Source organism: Streptomyces sp. 351MFTsu5.1 (assembly GCF_000383655.1).
Lineage (GTDB): Bacteria > Actinomycetota > Actinomycetes > Streptomycetales > Streptomycetaceae > Streptomyces > Streptomyces griseorubiginosus.
The window spans coordinates 160,574-173,779 of sequence record NZ_KB911795.1 but is presented as its reverse complement, the minus strand read 5'-3'; the positions used below and the strand labels follow the sequence as shown (position 1 = coordinate 173,779).

Sequence of the window (13,206 nt, the reverse complement as noted above, 5' to 3'; positions counted from 1 at the left end):
GTCCGTCCTCGGTCCGGCGGCTCGGTCTCTTGGTCAGTTCTCGGTTCCGGACGCCGGCCGCTGCGGGCGGACACCCCCCACCCCGTCCCCTGCGCGCCGTACGCGGCCAACGGTGCGTCGTGGCGTGCGTCCACTGCACCCACCCAGGGGCACGGGGAACTGCGCGACCAGCCACGACGCACTTGTACTCGCCGAACGACCGAACCTCCCTTCGTTGTACACACATGCGGGGACGGTTTGAACGGGGCGTTCACGGCAACCCGGCAGACATGTCAACAGGCCTGATCATCGCTCTGATCGTGATCGTGGCGGCCGTCCTCATCGTGGCGGCCGTCCTGACCCTGCGAGGCCGGGGCCCGCAGCACGGCCGGGGCCTGAAGCGACGCTTCGGGCCCGAGTACGACCGCGCCGTGGCCCGGCACGACGGGGACGAGAAGGCCGCCGAACGCGAACTCGCTGAGCGCGTGGAGCGGCACGGATCCCTGCGCGAGCAGCCCCTCGAACCGGCACAGCGCCAGCGGTACGAAGAGCGCTGGACCGCCGCCCAGGAACGCTTCGTCGACTCCCCTCGGGAGGCCGTCGCCGAGGCCGACCGGCTGCTCGCCGAGCTCGCCAAGGACCGCGGTTTCCCGGACGGCGGACAGTACGAGGAGCAGTTCGCCGCGCTGTCCGTGCACCACGCGCGCCACGTGCACGGCTACCGGCGGGTGCACACCGTGGCCGGCGCCCGCGTGAACGCCGACCGGGACGGCGACGGGCGGGTGGACACCGAGGAGATGCGCGAGGCCATGGTCGAGGCGCGCGCCCTCTTCGAGGACCTCCTCGGGTCGTCGCAGCGCCGCGAGGAGTCCCGCACCACCACGGACGTGCGCGCGGGTCAGCCCCGCGACGGTCGTGACGCCGGTCGCGGCCAGCACACGTGGGCATTCAACAGGCGTCACGCGAAGGGGAGTTGAGTGACATGACGGATGCCACGAGCAAGCCGGGAGCCGACGGCGCCCGCGGCGAGGGCAGGATCGGCGGCAAGGGCGCGACGAGTGGGTCCACGGAGGCGCACAGCCCCCTCGTGGCGCCCACCGGGACGGAGGCGCCGGACCGCGTCGGGAGCGAAGGGCGTCGGGAGGCGGTGCCGGGTGCGGTGCCTCCGGCCACCGGCGACCGGGACGGTGTGCGGGGCGGCGAGGGCGGCCTCGGGCGTGACTCCGGCGAGCGGGGTCTCGGGCGGGACTCCAGTGAGAAGGGTGTCGGGCGGGACTCTGCCGGGGGCGTCAGGACGTCCGGGCACGACGTCCGGCTGCTTCCGCACGAGGAGTCCGACAAGCTCAGCACGCGGCTCCAGCACGCCGTCGCCGGGTTCGTCGACGAGCCCCGGTCCGCCGTCGAGGAGGCCGACCACGTGCTGGAGGAGGTCGCCGCGCGGTTCGCCGACGCGGTGAAGGAGCGTCGGCGTACGCTGCGCAACTCCTGGCAGGCCGGTGACGGCGGTCAGGGCAAGGGCGTCGGCGCCGGTGACACCGAGCAACTCCGGCTGGCGCTGCGGGACTACCGTGAGCTGACGGAGCGGCTGCTGCACAGCTGACGTCCCGTCGTACACCTGACCGGCCTGTTGCCCGTACCGGGCGGCGGGCCGGTCTTGCGTTGCCTTGCACCGGACACCGCCGTGCCGGGCGATTTATCATGCGGCGGCGGTGGTCCAACGGGGGCGCCGCGCAAGGAACCTTCCAGGAGGAGCGCACGTGCTCGAACTCACCATGGCCGTCGTCACCGCGGCGGAGGAGGGTGCCACGGCAGGGATGCAGATGGCCGAGGCGCCCAGCGACCCGGGCACCGTGCTCCGCGTGGGCCGGGACAAGTCCGTGTGCCGGCTGGTGACGCCCGACGACTGGTTGTTCGTCTCCCGGGTGCACCTGGAGTTCCTGTGCGGACCCGAGGGCGTCTGGCAGGTCACCTGGCTCCAGGGCTCGCAGCCCGATCCCTCGTCCGAGGTGCAGCTGGTGGCGGGGGCGTACGCCCAGCCGCTGGTCTACGGCGGCTCCGTGACCCTGCCCCGGGGCGGCAACGGCGAGATCGTGATCCGCGACCGCACCGCCCCGCGCAGCGTCAACGTCGGCTTCTACCACGAGGTGTGATCGTCAAAGGGTTACGGCAGGACGCGCGCCAGCGCGAAGCCGTCGTAGCCCTTGCTGCCCACCGTCTGGATCGCCGTGCCGCTCAGCCGCGGGTGCCGGCCGATCAGTTCGAGGGCGGTACGGGTGCCCTGGACGTCGGGGGCCAGGTTGTCGGGATCGGCGACCCGGCCGCCGCGTACGACGTTGTCGACGACGATCAGGCTGCCCGCGCTGGTGAGTTTGAGCGCCCACTCCACGTAATGCGGGTTGTTGGCCTTGTCCGCGTCGATGAAGACCAGGTCGAAGGGGGGCGGGTTCTCGTCGGCCAGCAGGGGGAGCGAGTCCAGGGCGGCCCCCACGCGGATCTCGGCCACCTTGTCGAGGCCCGCCCGGGCGAGGTTGCGGCGCGCGACCTCGGCGTTCTTCGGGTCGTACTCCAGTGAGACCAGGCGGCCGTCGGCGGGCAGGGCGCGGGCCAGCCAGATCGTGCTGTAGCCGCCGAGCGTGCCGAGCTCGAGGATGGTGCGGGCGCCCTGGATCTGCGCCAGGAGCTGGAGGAGCTTGCCCTGCGGCGCCGTGACGGCGATGGACGGGAGCCCGGCGGCCTCGCTGTCGCGCAAGGCCGCCCGGAGCGCGTCGTCCTCCGGGGCGAGGTGGGTGGTGAAGTAGTCGTCGACGTCGTCCCAGAACTGCGACTCGTTCATGCACCTGTGCCTTCCATAAGCCTAGTTAGGTCAGCTAACTAGTTGCGCTAATGAATATAGGCGTGCTCCCGGCTCCTGTCAGGGAATTCAGTGCTGGGGCGGTGAGCCGGGCAGCGGGCGGCCCGCCGACTCCGTCATGAACCACACCGCCACGCCGCCGATCACGGCCGCGGCCATCATGTAGTAGGCGGGCATCATCACGTTCCCGGTCGCGCCGATCAGCGCGGTGACCACCAGCGGGGTCGTGCCGCCGAAGAGGGACACCGAGACGTTGAAGCCGACCGAGAGGGAGCCGTAGCGGACCCGGGTGGGGAAGAGGGCCGGGAGCGCGGCCGGCATCGCCGAGGTGAAGCAGACCAGGAGCAGGCCCAGGGCGCCCATGCCGAGCGCGATCGCGAACAGGCTGCCCTGGCGGATCAGCAGCAGGGCGGGGACCGAGAGCAGCAGGAAGCCCGCGCAGCCCGCGGCGATCACCGGGCGGCGTCCGATCCGGTCGCTCAGGGCGCCGGCGAAGGGCTGGACGACCATCATCAGCGCCATCACGCCGAGGACGACCAGCAGGCCGTGCGTCTCGTCGTACTTGAGCTCGCTGGTCAGGTAGCTCGGCATGTACGACAGCAGCATGTAGTCGGTGACGTTGAAGACCAGGACCAGGCCCACGCAGAGCAGCAGCGTCCGCCACTGGCCGGTGATCATCTCGCGCAGCGGGACCTTCGGGCGGTTCGACTTCGCCTTCTCGGTCTCGGCCGCGAACGCCGGGGTCTCCTCCAGGCGCAGCCGCAGGTAGAGGCCGACCGCGCCCATCGGACCCGCGATCAGGAACGGGATCCGCCAGCCCCAGGACAGCAGGTCGTCGCTGGACAGCAGGGCCGTCAGCACGGTGACCAGGCCGGCACCGGCGATGTACCCGGCCAGCGTGCCGAACTCCAGCCAGCTGCCGAGGAAACCGCGCCGCTTGTCGGGGGCGTACTCGGCGATGAAGGTGGAGGCGCCCGCGTACTCGCCGCCGGTCGAGAAGCCCTGGACCAGGCGGGCAAGCAGGAGCAGCAGGGGTGCCGCGACGCCGATGGAGGCGTACGACGGGATCAGGCCGATGGCGAAGGTGCCGGCCGCCATCATGATCATGGTGACGGCGAGGACCTTCTGCCGGCCGACGCGGTCGCCCAGCGGGCCGAAGACCAGTCCGCCGAGCGGGCGGACCAGGAAGGCCGCGGCGAAGGCGCCGAACGTCGACAGGAGCTGTGCGGTCGGGTTCCCGGACGGGAAGAACACCTTGCCCAGGGTGACCGCGATGTAGCTGTAGACACCGAAGTCGAACCACTCCATGGCGTTGCCGAGCGCGGCGGCCTTCACCGCGCGCTTCACGAGCGCGGGGTCGACGGTTACGGCTTCGGAGGGATCCGGGGCGTCCGGGGTGTGGGCCGACGGGGTGATGACTTGAGCACCGGGCAAAACTTCGCTCGCCTGCCTTTCGACGGGGACAAGGGCAAAAAGCGACCATAGGTGGACTTGCCGGGCCTACGGAGCGCTCAAGTCCAGTCGCCTTGTGTGAATAAACGTGCTCTATGCAGCTACCCCGCCCTCGGTCGAGGACGCCTCCTCTCGCGACGCCTGTGACCCATCTCGCGCTCCGATCGCGTGGTGACGCTTCCGGCGGACTATCGTCATTCGGACAAATCGAAGCGGATGTCAGGTGAAGTCGGGGTGGCCTGCGTCCTTCTTCACGGACGCATGGCACGTACAGGACGAGAGGCCGGCGCGGCGTGGCGAATGCGGAGCACAGGGGGACCACCGAGATCCACACGCGGATGCGTGCGGCCAGGATCGCCCTGTGGCTGGTGGCGGCCGCCCTCGCCCTGCGCGAGCTGGCCGTCGTCCTGCGCACTCCCAGAGGCGAGCGGCTGACGGACCTGGAGACCTGGGTCGGCCCGGACGGCGTCCTGCATCTGAAGGGGTCGCTGTACGACTCGACGCAGTTCACCGGTACCCCGTTCGGGGGACTTGTGCTGAAGCCGCTCACCCGCGCCGCCGAACAGGCGCTCGGCTGGGGCTGGACCTTCGGCACCCTGCTCCTGGTCGTCGCCCTCGGTCTCCTCGCCGCCCGAGCGCTGCCCCAGCCGGTCGGCCGCCGCACCTCCCTGCTCGCCGCGCCGGTCGCGATCAGCCTCCTGATGCTGTCGCTGCCCGTGCGCAACACGCTCTACCTCGGGCAGACCAGCATCATCCCGGTCCTGCTGGTCCTCGTCGCCTGCTTCGCCGTCCGGGGTGAGCGGGCCGCCGGAGTGCTCATCGGGCTCGCCGCCGCCCTCCAGCCCACGGTCCTGCTCTTCGCGGCCCTGCTCTGGTTCACCGGCCGCCGCCGGGGCGCCCTCACCGCGGCCGGGACCTTCGCCGCCGGCACCGCGCTCGCCTGGGCCGCGCTGCCGCACGACTCGTACACCTACTGGGTCCACCACATCGCGGGCACCGGCCTCGGGGGCCCCGCCGACGACCTCGCCAACCAGTCCCTGCACGGCCTGCTGCTGCGCCTGGGTGTGGCCGGGCCGCTGGAGATCTCCCTCTTCCTGGTGCTCGGCGCGGCCGTCGCCGCGCTGGGCGTGCGCCGGGCCGTGCGCTACGCCCGCGACGGCCAGCTGCTGCTCGCCGTCGCGATCACCGGCTGCGCGGCGATCGCGGTCTCGCCGACCACCTGGCAGCACCAGCTGCTGTGGGTGCTGCTCGCGGTCGTCGGACGGGTCGGCAAGCGGGCCTCCGACCGGTACGTGTGGCCGGTCGCCGTCGTCGTGGTGATGACCCTGCCGACGAAGATGCTGCTGCCGCACATCGCGACGCTGTACCCCCTGCGGGACAACATGGTGCTGCTGGCCGCGCTCGCCGCCGCCACCGTGATCCCCTTCCTGTCGCGGACCTCGCCGTACTACCGGACACCGATCGCCCCGCAGTACGCCCCTCAGGAGCCCGCCCGGTTCCGGCACGTGCCGCTGCTGCCGTTCCTGCGGCGGGTGCTGACACGGCCGAACCTGCTCCTCGAACTCCTGCTGATCCGGGTCACGTACGCCGCCTACCAGCAGGTCCGGCTGGCGGCGACCGGCGGCAGCAACTCCGCGGGGCGGGCCACCGCCGAGCGGCACGGGCAGCAGATCCTCGATCTGGAACGCCTGCTGCACATCGACATCGAGCACTGGGCCAACCATGCGGTCGTCAAGGTCGACTGGCTGCGGAACTTCTTCGACCAGTACTACGAGTCCCTCCACTTCGTGGTCCCGCTGACCGTGCTGGCCGTGCTGTACTGGCGGCGCCCGGTGGACTACCGGTGGGCCAGGGCCTCGCTCGGGTTCGCGACGCTGCTGGCCCTCGTCGGGTTCTGGCTCTATCCGCTCGCCCCGCCACGGCTGATGCCGGCGCTCGGGGTCATCGACACCGTGCACGGCGTGCAGGACTTCTCCAAGCCGGACTACGGGACCCTGACCGCGCTGACCAACCAGTACGCGGCGATGCCCTCGCTGCACTTCGGGTGGGCGCTGTGGTGCGGGGTCGTCATCGCGGTCGTCGCACCCCGGTGGTGGATGAAGGGACTCGGGCTGCTGCACCCGCTGTTCACCGTCTCGGCGATCGTGGCCACGGGGAACCACTGGGTGCTGGACGCGGTGGGCGGTGCGGCCGTGGTCGCCGGCGGGTTCGGGTTGTCGTACCTGCTCCAGGGGCCCCGGGCCCGGATGACGTCGCGAGCGGCCGACGGCTCCCTGGAGCCGTCGGCCCGTCGCGCCGGAACCGGGGTCAGCCCAGGGTGACCTGGAGTTCCTTGACGCCGTTGATCCACGCCGAGCGCAGGCGGCGGGGGTCGCCGGCCGCGCGGAGGTCGGGCATGGCGTCGGCTATCGCGTTGAAGATCAGGTCGATCTCCAGGACCGCCAGGGACTTGCCGAGGCAGTAGTGCGGGCCGCCCCCGCCGAAGCCGAGGTGGGGGTTGGGGTCGCGGGTGATGTCGAAGACGTCCGGGTTCTCGAAGACGTCGGGGTCGTGGTTGGCGGCGGCGTAGAAGATGCCGACCCGGTCGCCCTTCCTGATCTGCTTGCCGCCGAGTTCGGTGTCCTGGGTGGCCGTGCGCTGGAAGGCGTTGACGGGGGTCGCCCAGCGGACGATCTCCTCGGCGGCCGTCGAGGGGCGTTCGGCCTTGTACCGCTCCCACTGGTCGGGGTGGGTGAGGAAGGCGTGCATGCCGTGGGTGATGGCGTTGCGGGTCGTCTCGTTGCCCGCGACCGCCAGCATCAACACGAAGAAGCCGAACTCGTCGGAGTTCAGGCTGCCTTCGTCCTCCGCCGACACCAGCCTCGTGACGATGTCCTGGGCCGGGCACTGCTTGCGGTCGGCCGCCATGTTCATCGCGTACGCGATGAGTTCCATGGCGGACTCCTGGCCGACCTCCTCGGTGATCGCGTACTCCGGATCGTCGTACGAGATCATCTTGTTGGACCAGTCGAAGATCTTCGCCCGGTCGTCCTGCGGAATGCCGATGAGCTCGGCGATGGCCTGGAGGGGCAGTTCGCAGGCGACCTGGGTGACGAAGTCGAAGGAGTCACCGGGCAGGGTGCGGGCGGTCTCCACGATCGCGAGGGCGCGGTCGTGCAGCCGTTGCTCCAGGGCGCGGATGGCCCGGGGCGTGAAGACCCGCTGGACGATCCCGCGCACCCGGGTGTGTTCCGGCGGGTCCATGTTCAGCAGGATCAGGCGCTGGGCGTCGATCGCGTCCCGCTGGATGTGTTCGTTGAAGCGGATGATCGCCGTGTTGAGGTACGACGAGAAGATCTCGGGGTGGGTGGAGACGTACTTGACGTCCGCGTGCCGGGTGACCGCCCAGTACCCCCCGTCCTGGAAGCCGGCGATGTTGCCCGACTGGGGGATCCAGCGCACCGGTTCGGCCCGGCGCAGTTCGGCGAACTCCGGCAGCGGTACGCGGCTTTGCAGCAGGTCGGGGTCGGTGAAGTCGAACCCGTCGGGAAGCGCTGGACACTGCATCGGCAACTCACTCCAGCTGTTCGACAGCTTTCTGACGGCCCATCAGGAACAGAGCTGCCGTGAAGGTAGTAACGGGTTCTACAAGAGGCAAGGGGTGCGGAGACCCCAATTGCCTGCAAGACCCTTGCGGTGGCGGCCGGATCGTCCGCAGACTGCAAGCAGTGCGCTAACTAGAACACGTACTAGTTCCAGGGATCCGTTCGGAGGAGAGGACCCGCACCCATGGCCGCCGAACCCGTGATCGTCGAAGCCGTCCGCACTCCCATCGGCAGGCGCGGCGGCGCGCTCGCCAATCTGCATCCCGCGTATCTGCTGGGCGAGACCTACCGTGAACTCCTCGGCCGCACCGGCATCCCCGCCGACGCGGTCGAACAGATCGTCGGCGGTACGGTCACGCATGCCGGCGAGCAGTCGATGAACCCCGCGCGCACCGCCTGGCTGACGGTCGGGCTGCCCTACGAGACGGCGGCGACGACGGTCGACTGCCAGTGCGGGTCCTCGCAGCAGGCCTCCCACATGGTCGCCAACATGGTCGCCGCCGGGGTCATCGACGTCGGGATCAGCTGCGGGGTCGAGGCGATGTCCCGGGTGCCGCTGGGGTCCGGCTCCAAGCACGGGCCGGGCAAGCCGTTCCCCGACGAGTGGAACGTGGACCTGCCCAACCAGTTCGAGGCGGCCGAACGCATCGCCCGGCGCCGGGGGCTGACCCGCGAGAACGTCGACTCGCTCGGTCTGGTCTCCCAGGAGCGGGCGGCCGTCGCCTGGTCCGAGGAGCGCTTCAAGCGGGAGACGTTCGCGGTCCAGGTGCCGACCACCGAGGACGAGCAGCGGGCCGGGCAGGGCATGTGGCGGCTGGTCGACCGGGACGAGGGGCTGCGGGACACCTCCATGGAGGCGCTGGCGGGCCTGAAGCCGGTCATGCCGACGGCGATCCACACGGCGGGCAACTCCTCGCAGATCAGCGACGGGGCCGCGGCGATCATGTGGGCGTCCAAGCGGATGGCGCGGGCGCTGAAGCTGAAGCCGAGGGCGCGGATCGTGGCGCAGGCGCTGGTCGGGGCCGACCCGCACTTCCACCTGGACGGCCCGATCGACGCGACCCGCGCGGTCCTCGGCAAGGCGGGCATGTCCCTGAAGGACATCGACCTCGTCGAGATCAACGAGGCCTTCGCGTCGGTGGTGCTCAGCTGGGCCCAGGTCTTCGACCAGGACCTGGAGAAGGTCAACGTCAACGGCGGCGCGATCGCGCTCGGACACCCGGTGGGGTCGACGGGGGCGCGGCTCATCACCACGGCGTTGCACGAACTGGAGCGCGCGGACAAGGAGTTCGCGTTGATCACGATGTGTGCGGGCGGGGCGCTGGCCACCGGCACGATCATTCAGCGGCTGTAGCCGGCGTCCAGTTGACGAAGGTGGTGAAGACGGCGGGGTCGATCGTGGGGATCGGTCCCGCGGGGGTCTCGGAGTCGCGGACGCCAGTTGCTAACGCCACGCAGCGGGTGGAGTACGCGGTGGACGGGCGGGTGCTGTCCTCCTTCGACCCCGGGGTCCCGGGGTACGACGACGGCGAGGACCCGTCGGCCTTCGCCTGGCCTGCACTCCGAGGGGCGCCGGCTTCCGGCGGCGGGCTTGTCGACCCGCCGATGACTTCGATCCACAGTTGATCTCGGTCCGCCGATGATTTCCGTGTGCCGACGCGGTCCTCACTCGCAGGAAGTGGTCGTGATGGGCGCGACGGCGGAGCCCGCGCCCGAGAGCATGGCCGTCGTGTCGGTCGATCCGGACAGCGGGGCGTACACGCAGCACTACTTCGACTCGCGGGGCGTCGTGCGCGTGTACGCGATGACCTTCGACGGTGCGGTGTGGCAACTGCTGCGCGAGGAGGCGGACTTCACGCCGCTCTCCTTCCGGCAGCGGTTCACCGGGCGGCTCGGCGCGGACGGCGACAGCATCCACGGCGTGTGGGAGCGCTCGAAGGCCGCCTCGGCGGAGTGGGAGACGGACTTCGGGCTGACGTATCGAAGGCGCCGCTGAGATGGGACCGAGCGCCGGGAACGCGCGCGGGATCATCGAGGCGAGCCGTTGCCTGGTGCCGACGCTCCGCCCCGTCCCCTCAGCCGGCACCCCCCAGCTCCTCGATCTCCGCCGCCGTCCGCTCCGCGGACAGTACGTCACCCACCGACAGGAACAGCCCGTGCGCCCGGCTCAGGTGCTCGCGTGCCTCCGTGAGGTCGCCGCAGTGCCGCAGGGCCGTGGCGAGGCCCGTGAGGGACTGGGCCTGGAGGCGGTCGAGGCCGCCGTGGGAGAGGGGCGTGGTGACGGTCCGGTAGGCCGCCACCGCCTCGGGCCAGCGCTCCAGGGCCAGCAGGTCGCTCGCTATCTCGTACCGGAGCAGGGCCTCGACGTACGCGTCCAGGCCCGGTACGTCCCCCGTGGAGGTGCCCAGCAGGGCCCGGTGCAGGGTCAACGCCTCGGCAGCGCGGCCGGATTCACGCAGCGCCTTGCCGAGGACCCGCTGGGAGACCGCCTTGCCCGCCGAGTCGCCGGTCTCTTCGAAGAGCCGGGTGGCCCGCGCCGCCGCCTCCGCCGCCTCAGCGGGCCGGGACAGCCCCATACAGGACCCGCTGATGTACGACCACGACCAGGCCTGCTGGTCGAGGTCGCCGGTCTCCGTCGCCAACTCCAGTGCTTGCCGGGCCAGTTGCCCGGCCCGCTCGTACTCGGAGGCGCCCACCGAGTGGGCCCAGGCGAGACAGTTGAGCTGGTGGGCCTCGGCCGCCCGGTCCCCGAGGGCGGCCGCGGACCGGGCACCGTAGGAGAAGAGCGTCCGCCACTCGGGCCACAGACCCCAGCGGTCGGAGAACCAGTACAGGGTGCGCGAGACATGCAGGATCTCCGCGTGCCGGTCCGCCGCGAACAGCACCGGCAGGGCGCCCGCCCAGTTCGCGCGTTCGGCCGTCAGCCACTCCTCCGCCGCCCGCGCGGACCGGGGCGTGAGCGCCGGGACCTCGCCCGGCCACGGCTGCGGCGCACCCGGCGCCTCGAACCGGCGGCCGGCCGCCGCGGGCGACCGCAACAGCCAGTCCGCCATCCGCAGCCGCACCTCCCGGACCACCGACTCCGGCTCCTCGGCGCCCAGTTGCTCCCGCGCGAAGAGCCGTACCAGATCGTGCAGGGCGTACCGGCCGGGTGCCGTCTCCTCCAGCAGGCCCCGGTCGACCAGCAGGTCCAGGGAGTCCTCGGTGGCCGACAGGTCCTCGCCGGTCAGCACCGACGCGAGTTCCGGGCCGGTGTCATGGCCCGGGACCAGGGCGAGCCGGCGCAGCAACCGCCGGTGCGGGTCGGTGAGTTGGCCCCAGGACAGGGCGAGCGCGCTGCGCACGGCGAGGTCGCCCGCCACCAGCCCGCTCAACCGGCGCTCCTCGTCGGCGAGTTGCTCCACCAGCCGGGCCGGGGTCCAGCCCGGGCGGCTGGAGAGGCGGTTGCCGACGATCCGCAGCGCCAGCGGGAGATGGCCGCACAGCTCGGTCAGCCGGGTGATCGCCTCGGACTGGCCGTCGGTGCGCGGGGCGCCGAGGATCCGCTCCAGGAGCCGCGCCGACTCCCCGCCGCTGAGGCCGCCCAGCCTGATCCGCCGTACGCCTTCGAGGCCGGCCAGCGGCCGTCTGCTGGTGACCAGCACGAAACTGCCCTCGGCGTCCGGCAGCAGCGGCCGGGTGAGCGCCTCGTCGGCCGCGTCGTCGAGGACGATCAGCGCCCGCCGGCCGGCGAGCGTGGTCCGGTACAGCGCCTCGCGGGCGACCGGGTCCACCGGGATCCGGTCGGGCGGCTGGCCGAGCGCCGTGAGCAGCAGGACCAGGGCCTCGGCAGGCGGCAGCGGGGCCTCGCTCATCCCGTGCAGCTGGACGCAGACACTGCCGTCCGGGAAGGAGCCGCTCAGCCGCCGTACGGCCTCCGCGGCCAGGGTCGTCTTGCCCTGCCCGCCCGGCCCGAACAGCACCGCGGCCCGTGTGCGGGTGCCGGTGGCGAGCGCCTCCAGGTCCGCCAGCTCCTGCCGCCGGCCGGTGAAGTCCGGGACGGTCCGCAGTAGGTACGGCGGGGCCGGCGCCGCCGCGCGCTCCCGGCCGGTGTCGGCAAGCCGCTGGAGGCGCTCACGCTGCTCGGCGTCGAGGTGGAGGGCGCCGGCGAGCGCCTCGACGGTGCGGCGCTGCGGGCCCCGGCTGCGGCCGCGCTCCAGGTCACCGAGGGCGCGCACACTCACCCCGGACGCCTCGGACAGCTCCTCCAGGGTCAGCCGGGCGGCCCGGCGCAGGGAGCGCAGCATCACACCGAAAGCGGTGCCGGCCTGGGGCACCTCGGCCTGGGGCACCTCGGCCCGTGGCACCTCGGACCGGGGGATTTCGGGCTGCGGGACTTCGGAAACATGACTGGTCATCACGACAATTAGAACAAGCGCGCGCTACTTCCGCCTGCACTTCTGCCTGGTGACCTTGGACCGTTCCTGGTGAGCTGGAACCTCCGTCCTAGGGAGAGGAACCCCATGCCGTACATCACCGTCGGTGAAGAGAACAGCGCCCCGATCGAGCTCTACTACGAGGACCACGGCACCGGACAGCCCGTCGTCCTGATCCACGGCTACCCGCTCGACGGTCACTCCTGGGAGAAGCAGCTGCCCGCGCTCCTGGAGGCAGGCCACCGGGTCATCACCTACGACCGCCGCGGCTTCGGCCGCTCCTCGCAGCCCACCACGGGCTACGACTACGACACCTTCGCCGCCGACCTCGACAAGGTCCTCACCACCCTGGACCTGACCGACGCGGTCCTCGTCGGCTTCTCGATGGGCACCGGCGAGGTCGGCCGCTACCTGGGCACCTACGGCTCGCGCCGGGTCGCGAAGGCGGCCTTCCTGGCCTCCCTGGAGCCGTTCCTGCTGAAGACCGACGACAACCCGACCGGGGTGGACCAGTCGGTGTTCGACGGCATCCTGGAGGCCGTGACCAAGGACCGGTACGCCTACTTCGACGCCTTCTACCAGGACTTCTACAACCTGGACGAGACGCTCGGCAGCCGGATCAGCGAGGCGGCCGTGCGCGGCAGCTGGAACGTGGCCGCGGGTGCCTCGGCGCACGCCTCGGTGGCCTGCGTGCCGACCTGGATCACCGACTTCCGGGCCGACGTGGCGAAGATCGACGTACCGGCGCTGATCCTGCACGGCACCGGCGACCGCATCCTGCCCATCGACGCCACGGGCCGGCCCTTCCACGCGCTGCTGCCGTCCGCCGAGTACGTCGAGATCGAGGGCGCGCCGCACGGCCTGCTGTGGACGCACCACGAGGAGGTCACCTCGGCGCTGCTGGCCTTCCTGGCCAAGTAAGCGG

General features: G+C 71.5%; 11 protein-coding genes. 7 read left to right on the top strand and 4 right to left on the bottom strand.

Annotation, left to right across the window (positions count from 1 at the left end):
* Positions 1 to 269 precede the first annotated feature (269 nt).
* From H295_RS0135310 to H295_RS0135300, 3 genes are all read left to right on the top strand, one after another.
* Positions 270 to 956, top strand: coding sequence for an EF-hand domain-containing protein (locus H295_RS0135310; protein ID WP_020140080.1), 687 nt, complete (start codon positions 270 to 272; stop codon positions 954 to 956).
* 5 nt (positions 957 to 961) lie between these two features.
* Positions 962 to 1,579 (top strand): hypothetical protein, encoded by a 618-nt coding sequence (locus tag H295_RS0135305; protein ID WP_020140079.1) that lies wholly within the window; start codon positions 962 to 964, stop codon positions 1,577 to 1,579.
* 157 nt (positions 1,580 to 1,736) lie between these two features.
* Complete coding sequence (locus tag H295_RS0135300; protein WP_020140078.1) at positions 1,737 to 2,129, top strand: FHA domain-containing protein; 393 nt, start codon at positions 1,737 to 1,739, stop codon at positions 2,127 to 2,129.
* An 11-nt stretch (positions 2,130 to 2,140) separates the two neighbouring features.
* Here the strand turns inward: H295_RS0135300 and H295_RS0135295 are convergent, their stop codons facing one another.
* Together H295_RS0135295 and proP are read right to left on the bottom strand one after the other, a co-directional pair.
* On the bottom strand, positions 2,141 to 2,812 hold the full coding sequence (locus H295_RS0135295) for an O-methyltransferase (RefSeq protein WP_020140077.1): 672 nt from the start codon (positions 2,810 to 2,812) through the stop codon (positions 2,141 to 2,143).
* An 87-nt stretch (positions 2,813 to 2,899) separates the two neighbouring features.
* Positions 2,900 to 4,264, bottom strand: a complete 1,365-nt coding sequence (gene proP / locus H295_RS0135290; RefSeq protein ID WP_020140076.1) for a glycine betaine/L-proline transporter ProP — start codon at positions 4,262 to 4,264, stop codon at positions 2,900 to 2,902.
* A gap of 311 nt (positions 4,265 to 4,575) precedes the next feature.
* On the opposite strand from proP, the gene H295_RS0135285 reads away from it, so the two are divergent.
* A complete protein-coding gene (locus H295_RS0135285) occupies positions 4,576 to 6,603 on the top strand; it encodes a phosphatase PAP2 family protein (protein WP_020140075.1) in 2,028 nt (675 codons plus the stop codon).
* Here the strand turns inward: H295_RS0135285 and H295_RS0135280 are convergent.
* A complete protein-coding gene (locus H295_RS0135280) occupies positions 6,590 to 7,828 on the bottom strand; it encodes a cytochrome P450 (protein WP_020140074.1) in 1,239 nt (412 codons plus the stop codon). The genes H295_RS0135285 and H295_RS0135280 overlap by 14 nt on opposite strands.
* 222 nt (positions 7,829 to 8,050) lie before the next feature.
* On the opposite strand from H295_RS0135280, the gene H295_RS0135275 reads away from it, so the two are divergent.
* Positions 8,051 to 9,220: a steroid 3-ketoacyl-CoA thiolase gene (locus H295_RS0135275; RefSeq protein ID WP_020140073.1), complete on the top strand. Its 1,170-nt coding sequence runs from the start codon at positions 8,051 to 8,053 to the stop codon at positions 9,218 to 9,220.
* A gap of 333 nt (positions 9,221 to 9,553) precedes the next feature.
* Entirely contained in the window at positions 9,554 to 9,862 is a 309-nt protein-coding gene (locus tag H295_RS44110; RefSeq protein WP_020140071.1) for a hypothetical protein, read from the top strand.
* 79 nt (positions 9,863 to 9,941) lie between these two features.
* Here the strand turns inward: H295_RS44110 and H295_RS44105 are convergent, their stop codons facing one another.
* Positions 9,942 to 12,263 (bottom strand): ATP-binding protein, encoded by a 2,322-nt coding sequence (locus H295_RS44105; RefSeq protein ID WP_234021754.1) that lies wholly within the window; start codon positions 12,261 to 12,263, stop codon positions 9,942 to 9,944.
* 105 nt (positions 12,264 to 12,368) lie between these two features.
* Here H295_RS44105 and H295_RS0135255 point away from each other — a divergent pair, with 105 nt between their 5' ends.
* Positions 12,369 to 13,202 (top strand): alpha/beta fold hydrolase, encoded by an 834-nt coding sequence (locus H295_RS0135255; protein WP_020140069.1) that lies wholly within the window; start codon positions 12,369 to 12,371, stop codon positions 13,200 to 13,202.
* The last annotated feature ends 4 nt before the right edge of the window (positions 13,203 to 13,206 follow it).